The sequence below is a fragment of the Affinirhizobium lemnae genome, assembly GCF_022968395.1.
GTDB classification, from domain to species: domain Bacteria; phylum Pseudomonadota; class Alphaproteobacteria; order Rhizobiales; family Rhizobiaceae; genus Neorhizobium; species Neorhizobium lemnae.
In genome coordinates, this window is sequence record NZ_JALJQZ010000015.1 from 17,829 (window position 1) to 34,143 (window position 16,315).

At 58.4% G+C, this 16,315-nt stretch carries 13 protein-coding genes; 4 read left to right on the forward strand and 9 right to left on the reverse strand.

All coding sequences use genetic code 11. The features are described 5' to 3' along the window. Nucleotides 1–5: 5 nt before the first annotated feature. Complete coding sequence (locus MUU53_RS11475; RefSeq protein ID WP_247261031.1) at nt 6–1,835, reverse strand: aminopeptidase P family protein; 1,830 nt, start codon at nt 1,833–1,835, stop codon at nt 6–8. Between the two features lie 277 nt (nt 1,836–2,112). Between MUU53_RS11475 and MUU53_RS11480 the strand changes: the two genes are divergently transcribed. Further along, entirely contained in the window at nt 2,113–2,286 is a 174-nt protein-coding gene (locus MUU53_RS11480) for a hypothetical protein (RefSeq protein ID WP_062554157.1), read from the forward strand. Between the two features lie 29 nt (nt 2,287–2,315). Here the strand turns inward: MUU53_RS11480 and MUU53_RS11485 are convergent, their stop codons facing one another. Both MUU53_RS11485 and MUU53_RS11490 read right to left on the reverse strand, forming a co-directional pair. Beyond that, complete coding sequence (locus MUU53_RS11485) at nt 2,316–3,203, reverse strand: 50S ribosomal protein L11 methyltransferase (RefSeq protein WP_247261032.1); 888 nt, start codon at nt 3,201–3,203, stop codon at nt 2,316–2,318. A 78-nt stretch (nt 3,204–3,281) separates the two neighbouring features. Next, nucleotides 3,282–3,881 carry an SCO family protein gene (locus MUU53_RS11490; protein ID WP_247261033.1) on the reverse strand — a complete coding sequence of 200 codons (600 nt, stop codon included), beginning with the start codon at nt 3,879–3,881 and terminating at the stop codon, nt 3,282–3,284. Between the two features lie 492 nt (nt 3,882–4,373). Here MUU53_RS11490 and MUU53_RS11495 point away from each other — a divergent pair, with 492 nt between their 5' ends. Next, complete coding sequence (locus MUU53_RS11495) at nt 4,374–6,323, forward strand: methyl-accepting chemotaxis protein (RefSeq protein WP_247261034.1); 1,950 nt, start codon at nt 4,374–4,376, stop codon at nt 6,321–6,323. A gap of 3 nt (nt 6,324–6,326) precedes the next feature. Next, the gene (locus tag MUU53_RS11500; RefSeq protein ID WP_062554154.1) at nt 6,327–6,791 is read left to right on the forward strand and encodes a chemotaxis protein CheW; all 465 of its coding nucleotides are present in this window, start codon (nt 6,327–6,329) and stop codon (nt 6,789–6,791) included. A 71-nt stretch (nt 6,792–6,862) separates the two neighbouring features. On the opposite strand, the gene MUU53_RS11505 is transcribed toward MUU53_RS11500, so the two are convergent. Beyond that, complete coding sequence (locus MUU53_RS11505) at nt 6,863–7,354, reverse strand: CreA family protein (protein WP_247261035.1); 492 nt, start codon at nt 7,352–7,354, stop codon at nt 6,863–6,865. Nucleotides 7,355–7,457: 103 nt separating this feature from the next. Further along, the gene (gene ligA, locus MUU53_RS11510) at nt 7,458–9,614 is read right to left on the reverse strand and encodes an NAD-dependent DNA ligase LigA (RefSeq protein ID WP_247261036.1); all 2,157 of its coding nucleotides are present in this window, start codon (nt 9,612–9,614) and stop codon (nt 7,458–7,460) included. Between the two features lie 300 nt (nt 9,615–9,914). On the opposite strand from ligA, the gene MUU53_RS11515 reads away from it, so the two are divergent. Then, a complete protein-coding gene (locus tag MUU53_RS11515; protein WP_247261037.1) occupies nt 9,915–10,478 on the forward strand; it encodes a cytochrome b in 564 nt (187 codons plus the stop codon). 9 nt (nt 10,479–10,487) lie between these two features. Here MUU53_RS11515 and recN read toward each other — a convergent pair whose 3' ends face one another. The 4 genes from recN to ftsZ all read right to left on the reverse strand — a co-directional run bounded on the left by recN (nt 10,488) and on the right by ftsZ (nt 16,305). Then, a complete protein-coding gene (gene recN / locus MUU53_RS11520) occupies nt 10,488–12,155 on the reverse strand; it encodes a DNA repair protein RecN (RefSeq protein WP_062554150.1) in 1,668 nt (555 codons plus the stop codon). A gap of 40 nt (nt 12,156–12,195) precedes the next feature. Continuing rightward, nucleotides 12,196–13,038 (reverse strand): outer membrane protein assembly factor BamD, encoded by an 843-nt coding sequence (locus MUU53_RS11525; RefSeq protein WP_377307367.1) that lies wholly within the window; start codon nt 13,036–13,038, stop codon nt 12,196–12,198. A gap of 206 nt (nt 13,039–13,244) precedes the next feature. Further along, on the reverse strand, nt 13,245–14,198 hold the full coding sequence (gene lpxC / locus MUU53_RS11530; protein ID WP_247261039.1) for a UDP-3-O-acyl-N-acetylglucosamine deacetylase: 954 nt from the start codon (nt 14,196–14,198) through the stop codon (nt 13,245–13,247). A gap of 256 nt (nt 14,199–14,454) precedes the next feature. Then, nucleotides 14,455–16,305: a cell division protein FtsZ gene (ftsZ, locus tag MUU53_RS11535; protein ID WP_247261040.1), complete on the reverse strand. Its 1,851-nt coding sequence runs from the start codon at nt 16,303–16,305 to the stop codon at nt 14,455–14,457. Nucleotides 16,306–16,315 lie beyond the last annotated feature (10 nt).

Here is a 16,315-nt window from a genome sequence, read left to right on the forward strand (position 1 = left end):
AAGCCTCAGATTGGTTGAGTTGCCTGCTTCAGCCAATCAAGCACATCCGCCTCAGAAATCAGCGGCGACAGCTTCTCGCACACCGTAGCGTGGTAGGCATTCAGCCAGTCGCGCTCTTCGGAGGTCAAGAGATCCGGCAGAACCAGACGCCGGTCGATGGGGCACCAGGTCAGGGTCTCGAAGCGCATCATGGGAATGTCACCGCCCTCGATCGTCTCCGGTTCGCTGACATAGATCAGGTTTTCAATACGAATGCCGAACGCTCCCGGACGATAGTATCCGGGTTCGTTGGAAAGGATCATGCCCGGCAGGAACTCCTGTGTAGAGAGCCGCGCAATGCGTTGCGGCCCTTCATGCACGGAGAGATAAGAGCCGACACCGTGGCCTGTTCCATGACCATAATCAGCGCCAGCCTTCCAGAGAGCGATACGTGCCAACGGATCCAGATCACAGCCGCGCGTGCCCTTCGGGAAGCGTGCGGTCGAAATCCCGATCATGCCCTTCAGCACCAACGTGAAGAAGCGTTTCTGTTCTTCCGGCACCGCGCCAATCGCAACCGTGCGGGTGATATCGGTCGTGCCGTTGACGTACTGCGCCCCGGAATCGATGAGGAAAAGTTCACCGGACGAAAGCTTGCGGTTGGTTTCTGTCGTCACCCGATAGTGAATGATCGCGCCGTTTGGTCCCGCCCCGGAAATCGTATCGAACGAAATATCCTTCAGCGGGTTCTGAAGATCCTGCCCGACGCCGGCGCGGAACCCTTCCAGCCGCGTCACGACATCGATCTCCGTGATACTTTCCGGCTGCTGGCTATCCAGCCAATGCAGGAAGCGCACCATGGCAGCGCCATCCTGAACATGGGCCTCCGCCGATCCGCGCAATTCGACTGCGTTCTTGACCGCGCGCGGCAGACGCGCCGGATCGATCGCTTCGAGTGCGATACCGCCTGCTGCCTCGATGGCCCGCTTCAACGCAAATGGCGTTGCTTCCGGGTCGATCAGTATCTTGCCGCCATTGGCGCCAAAGGCTGTCACGCGCTCGACAACCAATGCCGGAGCATGAACTGACGCCAAGGTTTCGACATGGTTTTTCGCTTCTCCGACCAGCTTTGACGCGTCGATAAAGATCTCGGCTTTGCCGTCTGCCGTGATGACCGCCCGCGCCAGCGGATGCGGCGTGTGCGGCACATCCTGGCCGCGCACGTTGAAGATCCAGGCCACGGACGAAGGATCACCGATCAAAACAGCAGAGGCCCCCTTCTCCTTCACCCAGGCAGCAATCTCTGAAATCTTGTCAGTTGCAGGCTTGCCTGCATGGCTTTCCTGCTGAACGCTGACGGCACCTTGAGGCTCTGCCGGGCGATCAGCCCAGATTGCATCGACAGGATTGGCATCCACGAGGATCAGGGAGCCACCGCACTCGTCCAGCGCCTTTTCAAACCGCTTCACGTCGCTGCCACCATGTAGCCAGGGATCGATGCCCAGCCGCAGTCCTTTTGATCCATGTTCGGCGAGCCAGAGATGCGGTGGCTTCGCGACAAGATCACCACCGGTAAACGTATCGGGATGCACCTGCTGAGCGAGCTGTGTCGTGTAGCGACCATCAACAAAGACGACTGCCTTGTCACGGAGAATGAGAGCGACACCAGCGGATCCCGTAAAGCCGGTGAGCCAGGCAAGCCGCTCAGCGCATGCCGGAACATATTCGCCTTGAAACTCATCGGCACGCGGCACCAGAAAGCCATCGATACCAAGAGCATCGAAACGCTCGCGAAGCGCGGCAACGCGCGCCGGACCTGTTTGCGGGGAGGACGTGGTTTCAAAGGACTGGAACATGGGCATGTCTTTCAGTTGATCGCCTGCGATTGGACGTCCGCCTGAAGCGCGATTCCAATCCGAGTGGTTCGATCCCGACATTTGCATCCGTTCGCAGCCCCCTCAAGAGAAAATGTCGGGATCACGAGAACCACCGCGCCATGTTTGATAGCAGTTCGACATATGCAACAGGCGCAATCCACTCATGTTGCAGTGCACCTAACGCTCGGCGCATCGATCGCCTACATTAAAGTCATCGAAGGGCGCAGCGGCACCCACCAGCCTAGGAGGCTAGACAATGGCAAATTCATTCCTGCACAATGCTTTCAACCGGATCGTGGAAGCCCGCGAACGTCAAGCCCGCCGCTACGTCAACAGCGCTCTACTGCGGCTGGACGATACGAGCCTCGCGGCACTGGGCAAGTCGCGCGAAGAACTTCGCCGCGAAGGTGCTTCCAACTTCCCGCTCTGAAGCCGACATAGACTTGAATATGCGAGGCGCTAGCTCCGCGCCTCGTGGCGCAGATGGATGGTCACCCAGCCATTACGCCAGATCGTCTTCACATGGGCCAGACCGGCACCGCTATAGGCAGCGATGACCTTCCAGCGCTGTGATGCAAGAATGCCGGAGAGAATGACATCTCCACCCGGCGACAGATGTGTCACCAACTGCGGTGCCATCTTGATCAACGGTCTGGCGAGAATGTTCGCGATGATGAGATCGAACGGTCCGTGCTTACGGAACGCCGCGGAATAGAAGCCCGGCGCCGTCTCGAAACTCATGCCAGCCGAAATACCGTTGAGCTTGGCATTCTCGCGCGCGACACGCGTCGCAATCGGATCGATATCGGTTGCGAGAACCGGGATTTTGCGCAGCTTGTACACGGCGATTGCCAGCACGCCGCTACCGGTTCCCAGATCCAGCGCGTTGCGCGGCGGATGCGAGCGAACCACGCTTTCAATAACCTCGAGGCAGCCGGAAGTCGTGCCGTGATGGCCGGTGCCGAAAGCCTGGCCCGCATCGATTTCGATTGCCAGATCGCCGGATCGCACCTTGTCGCGATCATGGGAGCCATGGACAAGAAAGCGGCCCGCCCGCACAGGCTTCAGTCCCTCGAGCGATTTGGCAATCCAGTCGATATCCGGCAGCACTTCGCGCTCGATTTCAAGCGTGGGATAACCCTCCGCGATCGTCTCCGCAAAACGTGCGCGTACCTCGTCCTCATCAGCCAGCATCATGTAGATCGATGCTTCCCAGCGGTCGGCCTTTTCGTCGATCTCGGTGGTGCCGATGGCATAATCCTCTTCGCCGAAACACAGCGACAGCAGTTCAAGGATATCCTCGGATTCCCGCTCGGTGACGGTAACGAAAAGACGAAGTTCACTCACGGAAAGCTCTTTCTGACCCGGACAAATCAAGCGGAACCAATGGCACGAAAGCCCCCGCAGCGGCAAGCCGCAGATCCCTTAGCCCTTGATGAGATTTTCCAGCTTTTTTATCGCCGTGTCAGGGTTCTCTCCGTAAGCAATCGTTCCAGAGAAGCGTCCGCCATTGTTGAGCAGGAAAACGGACGCCGTATGATCCATCGTGTATTCGCCGTTCGGTTGCTTCTCGTCTACCGGCACCTTGCGCGCATAGACGCGGAAACCCTTGATGACCTCGGCAACCTTGCTGGGGTCACCGGAAATGCCCACAACGCGGTCGGTGACATTTGAGATGTAGTCTTTCAGCAGCGCAGGCGGATCGCGCTCGGGATCGACCGTAACGAAATAGGCGTTAATCTTGTCACCATTCGGATCAACCTTGTGCAGCCAGCCATTCAGCTCGAACAAGGTTGTGGGACAGACCTCCGGACAATGGGTGAAACCGAAAAAGAGTGCTGTGGGCTTTTGCTGGAATGCCTTTTCGGTGATCGGCTGGCCATTCTGCGCCACCAACTGGAACGGCACCCCAAACGGCCCCTCAGTGATCTGTTGTTGCGACCGGGTCACATCGTAGGTGAGCCAGCCAAGAATGCCCGCCATGACGGCGACAGCAACCCAAAGGACGATCCGCACAGTTCTCAACGATTGATCCTCGCACTCCAAAACCAGATATGCGTTTAGAACCTTGTGGGTGGAACTGCAATTGTTTGAAGCATGTGGAGCCTGAGCGCGCGCATATGCCTCACGCAGATGTGCTCACATGCACCAGGCAGCCAGATTTTCCGACATCGCCAGAAAGAGCGCAGAGCCGTTAGCAATCCAGCCCGCAAAGCCCAAGCTCAGTGCAGCCGTCAACACCAGCAAAATCAACGCAGTCAAACCGCGACGATACATCAAACTTGAGTATATTTCAGATCTAGTTGGCCACATACCGCAGTCTTTGCCACTCATTTTCAGTGGAACGTGATTATCGAATGCTTAACGAGTTAATGTTCATTCTCTAACTCGCGGAGAGGTAGTCGCAGAATTGCCGCACGCGTGAAAGTTAGCTTTCATCATTTGTATCAGATTTGCCCTTCAAAGACACCTTGGCTCTCAAACAAAATGCGGTCCCTTATGGCGAAGAATGCGGGCATGTTTTCGATGACTGTCAATCAACGGCTGCTGACCCTTGGCTTTGCAGCGTTTCTGGGCATGGCATCCATGCTGGCGGCCGGTTGGTACCAGAAGCATCAGGTTGAGCAGAACTTGCACGATGCGGCCGAGGTCCGCAAGGTTGTGGCCACGATTGCGGATCTGCGCTCCGCATCGCTTGAACTTGCGCTGACGGCGATGGATTCCATCATTGACCGCGAAGAAGGCAAGATGAAGCCGGAGCGCATTGAAACAATCAGGAAGACGACTACGGAGCTTGCCGCTGCGACGTCTGTGGTGACCAGCTTTGCGGCGACCGTCGCGAAGCAGGATATTGCACGCGATTACGCCGCTGATGTCGCAAAGCTGTCCAGCCTGATCGGTCGCGACTTACCCGCATTGATCGAGGCACGCGCCAACGCCGACGCCTTCGGAAAGATTGATGATCTCATCGATCAAACCGGCGACCATGTCACAGGGATCCTGGACACGCTTTCCACCGAAGGCGATCAGTTGGCCAATGCCCGCATGGCCGAAGTGCAGACCCTGTCGGACAACATCTTCTATTTCCAGCTAATGGTGGCCGCTCTCGCATTCGTCACGGTCGCAATCCTGCAGCTGTTGCACACCGGGGTTATTCGCAGAAGCCTGGCAAACCTGTCTTCCAGTATGCAGCGCATTGCCGATGGCGACTGTTCGACGCCGGTCTCCGGCACCGAGGGCAAAGACGAAATCGCCTCCATGGCGCGCAGTACCGAGCGCTTTAGGCGTGCGGCTCTCGAGAAGCGCAATCTCGAGCAGGAGGCAGCCGAAGCGAGCGCCCGCATTGATCAGGAAAGCCGTGAGCGAATTGCAACCCAACAGGCAGATGCCGACTCGATCCGAGAAGCGACCATGGCAATTGCGTCCGCTCTATCCCGCCTGACCGGTGGCGACTTGCATGTTTCACTCGAAAAGCCGTTTCGTCCAGACCTGGAACCCATTCGCGAAGACCTGAACCGACTAAGTGAAAAGCTTCGGTTGGTCATGCAGGAAATCAACCAGAGCTCCTCCTCTATCCAGGCCAATGCCCAGCAGATGCGCTCTGCCGCAGACGATCTGGCAAAACGCACCGAACAGCAGGCTGCCTCTCTTGAGCAAACCTCTGCGGCGCTGGAACAGATTACCCGCACCGTGCGCACGGCGACCGACCGGGCGGAGGGTGCAAGCCAGATGGTCAGCAACTCGAAGGACTTTGCGGAAAGCTCCTCCAAGGTCGTGAGTGATGCGATGGCAGCCATGGAGCGCATTGAGGCGGCGACTGGCGAAATCGGCAAGATCATCAACGTGGTCGAAGAGATCGCCTTCCAGACGAACCTTCTGGCGCTCAATGCCGGCGTCGAGGCCGCGCGTGCTGGCGAAGCCGGCAAGGGCTTCGCCGTCGTAGCGCAGGAAGTGCGCGAACTGGCAGGCCGCGCCTCTGGCGCCGCAAAGGACATCAAGGCACTCGTGACGCGATCCAATGCCGAAGTACAAACTGGAGTTGATCTCGTCAAGGCAACGGGTGAGGCTTTGCATAGAATCGGCGACGATGTTCTGCAAATTAACGAGCACGTTAGTGCAATCGTAACCTCGGCGCGCGAACAATTCGTTGGGCTTTCGGAAATCAATTCCGCAATCGGCCAGATGGACCAGACGACGCAGCAGAACGCGGCCATGGTGGAGGAAACCAACGCATCGAGCCATACCTTGGCCAATGATGCAGAAACCCTTGCCAGGCTCATGCGGCAGTTCCGCGTCAATGGTAGTGGCCCCGTTGCCGTGCAGGATCATGTAGCGCCTGCCGCATCGGTTCACCGTCCGTCCCCTGCCCGCACCCTGATGAACAGGGTTGCGAGCGCCATCACCAGCAACAGTTCTGCCGCGAAAAAAGTCGCGACCGAATCCAACGAGAAATGGGAAGAGTTCTAAACCATGTCGAACGCTATCAAGCAGTCCGGAGCCTATCTCGAGATCGTCTCATTCCATCTGGGCGATCAGGAATTCTGCATCGACATCATGGCAATTCGTGAAATTCGTGGCTGGGCGCCGGTCACTCCGATGCCACACACGCCGCCTTATGTTCTCGGCCTCATCAACCTGCGCGGTGCGGTGATCCCGGTTATCGACATGGCTTGCCGCCTGGGCATGAAAATGACCGAGCCATCGGAACGTGCCGCCATCATCGTGACCGATATCGCCGGCAAGTTGGTTGGCCTGCTGGTCGAGCAGGTCTCCGACATGATGACCATCAAGAGCGAGGATCTGCAGCCTGCGCCGGAAATCATTCCGGAAGCACAGCGCGCCTTCTGCCGCGGCATCGTTGCGCTGGAAAAGACCATGGTCTGCTTCCTCAACCTCGACACCGTAATTGCGGACGAACTCGCTCAGGCTGCCTGAGCCAGTTCACCACCTGCTTCGTGATGGCACCGATACCCTGGTCGAAAGACCGGGGCTTTCGGCGTTTTGTATCACTTGGGAGGACCGTTCTTCCAGATAACGTTCTGGTTGAAGAGCGGAACGGTGGAGATTGCCATCTTGGCAGAGCCGTCCACGATCTGCCGCGAGTGGATGAGGTAGACCAGTGTGTTGTTCGGCTTGTCGTAGATACGGTTGACGACAAGCTTCTTCCAGATCAGCGACATGCCCTGCTTGAAGACCTCTTCGCCCTCCTTGGAGAGCTCGATATCATCGATCTCGATTGGGCCGGTCTGGCGGCAGGCAATGGAGTTGTTCGAGGGATCCTCAAACCAGTTACCGTTCTTCAACCGATCCAGCACACCGCGGTCGAAATAGGTCACGTGGCAGGTCACTCCCTTGACCTTCGGATCACTCATTGCATCGACAATGATGTCATTGCCCATCCAGTCGACACCCACCTTGCCGATAACTTCGGCGAGAGCAGGCGTTACCGAAAGAGCCGTCGCGAACGCAGCAGCGGCAAGTGACGCGTATCGATGCATGATCAATTCCCCATCCAGCAGATGTATCCACATAAGAACGAGCGGGATTATTACAAGCACTCAGAGCCGCGCATTGACGACGCGCAACGATCTGAAAGAGCCCCTACCCGCCAATCAGCGCCAGCCACTCGTCCTCGTCCATAACGGTCACGCCCAGTTCGCGCGCCTTGTCGAGTTTCGATCCAGCACCGGGACCCGCGACGAGGTAATCCGTTTTTTTGGATACAGAGCCGGCAACCTTGGCGCCGAGACCTTCGGCCCGTGCCTTGGCCTCATCGCGCGTAAACTTCTCGAGCGAGCCGGTGAAGACAACCGTCTTGCCTGCCACCGGGCTATTGGTGGCGGCAACAGGCTCCATCGCCTGCGGCTTCACTTCTTCCAGCAGCCGTGAGATGACCTCGATATTGCGCGGCTCCTTGAAGAATTCGACGATCGCGCGCGCCATAACCTCGCCGATACCCTCGATCGCATTGAGATCATTCCAGGCCTCGCCGCTCAGGCTGGCTGCCTCCTTCATGGCTGCCTCGAAGGCTTCATAGCTGCCATAGGAGCGCGCCAGAAGCTTCGCGGTCGTCTCACCCACATGACGAATGCCAAGGGCGAAAATGAATCGGTTGAGCGCAATCTCCCGGCGGTTATCAATGGCCTCGTAGAGCTTGCGCACACTGACCTTGCCGAAGCCTTCAATGTTCTCCAGCTTGGTGAGTGAAGCCTCCTGACGCTGCTTCAGCGTGAAAATGTCGGGCGCTGTCCGAATCTGGAGCGAAGGATCTTCCGCCTCGAAGAAGAAATCGATCTGCTTCGATCCCAGTCCTTCGATATCGTAAGCGTTTCGAGACACGAAATGCTTCAAATGCTCCACCGCCTGCGCACGGCAGACGAAGCCGCCGGTGCAGCGCGTAACGGAGTCCAACCTGCCCGTCTTTTCATTCCGTTCGCGCACGGCGTGGCTGCCGCAAACCGGGCACTTCTTCGGAAATTCGTAAGATACGGCATCCGAAGGACGCTTCTCCAACACAACGTCCAGCACCTGCGGAATGACATCCCCTGCCCGCTGCACGATGACCGTATCGCCGATGCGGATATCGTGACCTTCCGGGCGGATGCGATCACCCGCATTGCCGATCCCCTTGATGTAATCCTCGTTATGCAGTGTCGCGTTCGTGACCACTACACCACCGACGGTTATCGGCGTCAGCCGCGCAACCGGCGTCAACGCACCGGTGCGCCCCACCTGAATATCGATGTTTTCCACTGTGGTGAAAGCCTGCTCAGCCGGGAACTTGTGTGCGGTCGCCCAACGCGGCGAGCGCGACCGGAAGCCTAGCCGTTCCTGCAGCGCCAGTTCATCCACTTTATAGACCACGCCATCGATATCGTAATCCAGATCCGGGCGCTGAAGGCCGATATCCCGATAATGATCGAGGATATCGGATACCTTCGTCAGGCGCTTAATCAACGGATTGACGGGAAAACCCCATTCCCGGAATGTCGCAACCATGCCCATCTGCGTCGTGGCGGGCATCTCGGACATCTCACCCCAGGCATAGGCGAAGAAGCGCAGCTTTCGGCTGGCGGTTACTTTCGGATCCAGCTGGCGAAGCGAACCAGATGCGGTGTTTCGCGGGTTCACATAGGTCTGCTTGCCTTCCGCCTCCATCTGCTGGTTCAGCGCGAAGAAATCGCTCTTGGCCATGTAGACCTCGCCGCGCACTTCCACGACAGCCGGAACGCCCGCCGGCAATTGCTGAGGAATCTCCTTGATGGTGCGAATATTGGCCGTCACGTTCTCGCCGGTGGTACCGTCGCCACGCGTGGCAGCGCTTACCATCCGTCCATTTTCATAGCGGATCGACATGGAAAGCCCGTCGATCTTTGGCTCTGCCGTCAACGCAATCGAATCGTCCGGCAGACGCCCCAGGAAGCGGTAGACCGAGCCAATGAAGTCCTGCACATCCTCATCGGAAAATGTGTTGTCCAGAGACAGCATCGGCCGTGAATGCGTGATCTGCGCGAAGGTTGGCAGCGGTGCAGAGCCAACGCGTTTCGATGGACTGTCTGCACGAACAAGCTTCGGAAAGCGCGCCTCAATCGCGTCATTGCGGCGCTTCAGCGCATCGTAATCCGCATCAGAGATCTCGGGCGCATCTCCGCCGTGGTAGAGAAGGTCGTGGCGCGCAATTTCAGCCGCCAGAAAGACCAGTTCGGCAGCGGCCTGCTCTTCGTCCAAGCTTTCGACCGATGTCTGTTCCGCAGCCATATCAAACTCCCTGCAAACCGCTGAACCGTACTTAAAGCATGTCGCGCAAAAGTGTGCAGCGGTTTTGCGATAACGACATGCGATAAAACAAAGAGTTAAAGCGTCAGGAGCGAATCTGAAAGATCGCGACACGCTTAGCGCAATCGGCACGAATGAAAAATGCCGAAGAGGGTTTCCGCTCGACGGACCCACAGCCTTTGCCGCGCAGGCATTCACGCAAGTGTGGCCTAAACCATCTGGACAATTGTGCATCGCAGCAGCAATAGAGGATAAATAGAGTCAACTTATTGGAGATAAGACATGGCGCTTGGCTGGCGTGATACGGGCTTGCACTATGGAAAGATAACGCGCGCCTTGCACTGGGCCATGGCACTGCTGTTTCTGTGGCAATTCCTCGGCATGAGCCTGCGACTTCTTCTGGGTCGAACACCGCTCGTCAGCTTTTTCGTCGGAACTCATGCCTCGATCGGCACGCTCCTGATGACGCTCGCCCTGATCCGCGCGCTCTGGGGCCTATCCAACTTGCGAAATCGCCCGGCCCATGAGGGTGGGCTGGTGGGAACAGCGGCGCGCCTTGGGCATCTTGGGCTGTATACCCTGATGCTGATAGTTCCGCTTCTTGCGCTGCTTCGCGCCTATGGCTCGCAGCGCGGTGCGGCCATTTTCGGCGTGCCTGTTATTCCAGGTGCCCCTGAGAAGATCGACTGGATGGTGAACGCAGGCAATGCCGCACATGGTCTTCTGGCATGGTGTCTTCTGGCCATGGTGGTCGGACACATCGGCATGGTCGTCATTCACCGCACGGTTTGGAAGGATAACGTGATGAACCGCATGGCAGGCCGTCCGCTTATCGCGGCGGAGTAGGCTGAGCAATCAGCCGCTGGCCAACAAACGGGCAGCGGCGGCCCTTGCCTCATCGGTCACTGTTGCGCCGGAGAGCATGCGCGCAATTTCTTCGGCACGGTGTTCCGGCGTCATGGTGGCCACGCGTGTTGCGATCTTGTCTGATCCTTCGACTGGACCCTTGGAGATCAGAAGATGCGTTGCTGCTCTTGCGGCAACCTGCGGCGCATGCGTGACGGACAGCACCTGCACCTTGTCTGAAAGCCGCTTCAACCGCTGGCCGATCGCATCGGCCACAGCACCGCCCACGCCGGTATCGATTTCATCGAACACGAGCGTCGGAGCGGAACCACGGTCCGCCAAGGCCACCTTGAGCGCCAGCAGGAAGCGGGAAAGCTCGCCGCCGGACGCCACCTTCATGATCGGCCCTGGCCGCGTGCCGGGGTTGGTCTGCACATGGAACTCGACGGTATCAATGCCTTCAGCGCTGGCATTGTCCGCATCCGGCGTAACATTCACCATGAAGCGCGCCCGCTCCAGCTTCAATGCCGGAAGCTCTGCCATCACCGCATCCGCCAAAGCATTGGCACCGTTGACGCGCTTGGATGAAAGGGAAGTGGCCGCGCGGTCATAGTCAGCCTTGGCGCTCGCTGCAGCCTTCTCCAGCGCGCCAAGCCTCTCCTCGCCCGCGTCCAGCTCGGCGAGATCAGCGACCATCTTGGCGGCCAGTGCGGGCAGTTCCGCCACCGCAACGGAATATTTCCGGCTTGCAGCGCGGAGCGAAAACAGACGTTCCTCGACACGCTCCAGCTCGCGCGGATCAAATTCCGTACGCCGAAGCGCAGCCTCGGCTTCCATCTGCGCATTCGACAGATTATCGAGCGCGGCATCGAGAAGTTGAACCGTATCTTCCAGCAGGCCGGGCGCCTCATGGCTCTTGCGTTCCAGACGGCGCACCAGCGAAGCAATCAACGGAACCGGCGAAGCATTACCGTTCAGAAACTCGCAGGCCTCTGCAATATCGCCTGCAATACGCTCGGACTTCTGCATCCGGGCGCGATGCTCCGCAAGCTCATCCTCTTCGCCATCGCGGGGGCTTAAGCCCTCAAGCTCCTCGACCGAGGCTCTGAGATAGTCGGCCTCACGCGCTGCGGCCTCCACACGGGCACGGTGCGTTTTCAGCGCCCGTTCCGCATCGCGCCAGGATTTGTATAGCCCACCAAGCTGCGCTACCTCTTCCGTCAGGCCGGTGAACGCGTCGAGCAGGGTGCGGTGGGCATTGATGTCGACAAGGGCGCGGTCGTCATGCTGCCCGTGAATTTCGACGAGGTACTGGCCAAGCTGGCGCATCAGTTGGACACTAACCGGCTGGTCATTGATGGATGCCTTGGTGCGACCGTCCGCTGATTGGACGCGGCGGAAAATCAGATCACCGTCATCGTCGAGCCCATTTTCACGCAGAAGAAGCCGCACGGGATGATGGCCGGGAACATCGAAAACAGCCGTCACCTGCCCCTTGTCCAGCCCGTGCCGCACAAGGCCGCCATCGCCCCTGCCGCCAAGCGCCAGGGAAAGGCTGTCGAGTAGAATGGATTTGCCCGCACCCGTTTCGCCCGTCAGGACCGAAAGCCCTTTTTCGAAGGACAGGTCAAGCCGCTCGATCAAGACGATATCGCGGATCGACAACTGGATGAGCATGACGTTCCTATTTCACTGGATGAGCAGGGACGCTGGGCAATCAGACGCCAATCAGCTTTGCGCCAGCGCGAGAAATCCATGAACCGCGGTTTTCGCGAGGCTCCAGACCACCGCCCTTCAACAACTTGAAGGAATCCGCGTACCACTGGCTGTCAGGATAGTTCTGGCCGAGAACGGCGGCAGCCGTCTGCGCCTCTTCCTGGACGCCCATTGCGTAATAGGCCTCAACGAGGCGGGCCAGCGCCTCTTCAACCTGGTTGGTACGGCCATAGTTCTCGACCACGTTGCGGAAACGCTGGATTGCCGCAAGATACTCCTTGCGCTCCAGATAGTAGCGACCGACCTGCATTTCCTTGCCGGCCAGCTGGTCGCGCGCGAACCGCATCTTGGCCTGCGCATCTTCAACATATTCCGACTTCGGATAGTTATCGACAACCTTCTGCATGGCTTCGATCGTGCTACGCGCGGCCTTCTGGTCCTGCGTCACATCTGCGATCTGCTTCGAATAGGACAGACCCACGAGATACTGCACATAAGCGCTATCCTGCGAGCTGGGGTACTGCCTCAGATAGCGGTTACCCGTGGCCACGGCTTCATCATACTGCGCAAGGCGATACTTGGAAAAGGTGCTCATCACGAGCGCCTTGCGGCCCCATTCCGTGAAAGGGTTCTGCCGATCGATCGAGTCGAACTTGCGGCTGGCTTCCGCAATATTGCCCGCCTTCATATTGGCGAGGCCCTGATTGTAAAGCTGCTCCGGAGGATCCGTCGCAAGCCCGAGCTTGGTAATATCGATGTCAGGATCTGACTGGCATGACGTGACCAGCGCAGACGTGCCGACCAACAACAGAGACACCAGCGCTACTCGTGCAGTGTTTCTCATTCCAACAGACATAGACTCAGTCATTCGACAGTTCCCGATTGCCACGCGATATTACATCGACCGCCCGAATTGGCGTTCTAGCCATATAAGAAGCAAGAGAGCAACGCAATGATGTGGCTTTGACGCAATTTTGTGGCACGCTTGCCCAAGTTCCAAAAAGAAAAGCCGCCTCGGACGGGCGGCCAATCAGATTTTGCAATGTCAACTCAACCAACGGACGGAGCGAGCTCCTGCACCTTGACCGGCACGAACTCTCTGGCGCGAACCCGCTGGCTGCGGCTTGGGGCTTCAACCAACTCATAGGCGGTCGGATCGCTCATCAGCGCCTTCAGGGCATTGGCATTCATCTTGTGTCCACCACGATAGGAACGATAGCAGCCGATGAACTGCGCACCGGCAAGCGCCAGATCACCCACGGCATCCAAAGTCTTGTGACGAACGAACTCGTCAGCGAATCGCAGACCTTCCACGTTCACCACGGTATTGTCGTCTGAAATGACCACCGAATTCTCCAGCGAAGAACCCAGCGCGAACCCCGCAGCCCAAAGGCGCTCGACATCGCGCATGAAGCCGAAGGTGCGAGCGCGGGAGAGTTCATCACGGAACACATTCGCCGTCAGATCACCCTTCCAGGACTGGCGACCGATCAGCGGCGATTCGAAATCGATTTCCACCTCGAAGCGTGTGCCATCATAGGGACGAAACTCGGACCACGAGGCCCCTGATTCGATGCGTACCGGCTTCAGAACACGAATATAACGGCGCTTTTCGCCGAGATTGACCATTCCGGCGCTTTCGATCGCTTCGATGAAAGGGAAGGAAGAGCCATCCATGATCGGCATTTCAGCGCCCTCGACTTCAACGATGACGTTGTCGAGCCCAAGCGCATATAAGGCCGCCATGACGTGTTCAATCGTCGCAACAGACCGTGGCAGCGAGGTGCCGAGCACCGTGCACAGATCCGTATTCCCGACGTTGGAAGACACCGCCTTGTATTCAACACTTGAACCATCGGCAAAACTGCGGCTGAAAATGATGCCAGTCCCCGGATCTGCGGGTTGGAACGTTATCGAGACCGGGCTTCCGGAATGAACACCGATTCCCGAAAGTGTTACCGGCGATGCGATCGTTGTTTGAAAACCCAAAAATCCAACAGTCATTCGTTTTGCCTTCATGTCTCCCGTCAATGCGGGAGTTATGTTCTTGGGGGTTAGACTCAAATCCACCTGACTCAGAACCCATTTATGATCCTGTAGATACGGCGGTCTCTTCCACAATCCAAATCACTGTTCATTTCGGATTGTAACGAAAACCCCCGCTCGAAAACGTCTCAACCGATTCTCGCAACCCTCTAGACCGCAAAGAAAAACCCGGACTTGCGATCCGGGTTCCCATTGCTTTGCGATTCTCTTTGTTTCAGGTGGATTGACGGCGCAGGAAGGCAGGAATTTCCAGCTGGTCGTCATCCTGATGATGTGATGACGGAACGGCACGACCGTGATCATCCAGGTTGCCGCGACGCGGTGCGTACAGGCTTGCTTCTGGCGAAAGCGCACGACGCTGCTGCGACGCGGCGGATGGTGCTGCCGTCATGTCGGAAGCAACCTGCTCTTCTTCATCACGGCGACCAAGCGAATTCGTGATGCGCTTGAGAAGGCCCATCGGTCCACGCTCTTCCTGTGGGGCTGCCACAGGCTGCGTGCGCTGTTCCATTTCAGCCTTCACCACTGGTGGGAAATCTTCCACCTTTGGCATGCGAACCTGATCAACGGTCTGGCGAACGATGGGAGCGATAGGCTCGATCGGTGGAGGCGCCATACGCGGTGCAGGTGAGGCGGCCATCGGCTGCGGAGCAGGCTGCGCCGAGAAGCTCGGAGCCTGCGGTGCTGCCGTGAAGGACGGAGCCGGAGCTGCACCATAGGAAGGTGCTGGCGCAGATGGCTGCATCGGAAGCGGAGCCGGACGCTGGGCAACGGGCTCGACCGGAGCAGCAGCCTGGAACAGGCGGCTCTGCGGACGGAACTCGTCAGCGGCTGGCGCAGCAGCGACCGGTGCAGGCTGCGGTGCTGGCGCCTGCTGGACAGGTGCTGCAGCCACTGGTGCCGGAATCGAAAGTTCGCGTTCCATCTGGGCTTCTGCCTGACGGATCGTTTCCGCAACCGGATCAACCGGAGCAGGACGGGGGGCCTGCATCATCGCAGGCTGAACTGCGGCCGGAGCCGAAGCAACGGCCGCGGAAGGACGGATAATCGGCTTCTGCGCAGCGCGCATGTCGGCTCCGCGGAGATCGTTTGCGTTGTGCGCACGATCAATGCCGGTTGCCACGACGGAAACGCGGATGACGCCTTCCAGAGCTTCGTCGAAGGTCGCACCGAGGATGATGTTCGCATCCGGATCGACTTCTTCGCGAATGCGGCTTGCCGCTTCATCGACTTCGAACAGCGTCAGGTCGCGACCACCGGTGATGGAGATCAGCAGGCCCTGCGCGCCCTTCATGGAGGTTTCATCCAGCAGCGGGTTGGCAATGGCCGCTTCAGCAGCCTGCATTGCACGGCCTTCGCCGGAAGCCTCGCCGGTGCCCATCATTGCGCGGCCCATTTCGCGCATCACGGAGCGAACGTCCGCGAAGTCGAGGTTGATGAGACCTTCCTTGACCATCAGGTCGGTGATGCAGGCAACGCCCGAGTAGAGAACCTGGTCCGCCATGGCGAATGCATCGGCAAACGTGGTCTTGTCATTGGCGATACGGAAGAGGTTCTGGTTCGGGATGATGATCAGCGTATCGACGGACTTCTGAAGCTCCTGAATACCCTGCTCCGCCAACCGCATGCGGCGGCCACCTTCAAAGTGGAAAGGCTTGGTAACGACACCAACGGTCAGGATACCCTTGCTGCGGGCAGCCTGGGCAACCACCGGCGCAGCGCCCGTACCCGTACCGCCGCCCATGCCGGCCGTAACGAAGCACATATGCGTGCTGGACAGGTGATCCATGATTTCATCGAGGCATTCCTCAGCGGCAGCGCGACCGACTTCCGGCTGCGAACCCGCGCCAAGACCTTCGGTGACCTGAACGCCCATCTGGATGATTCGCTCGGCCTTCGACATCATGAGGGCCTGCGCATCCGTGTTGGCAACGACGAAATCGACGCCTTCCAGGCCTGCGGTGATCATGTTGTTGACGGCGTTACCGCCGCCTCCGCCAACGCCGAAGACGGTGATCCGAGGCTTCAGCTCGGTAATGTCCGGCTTTTGCAGCTTGATGGTCATATGAACCGTT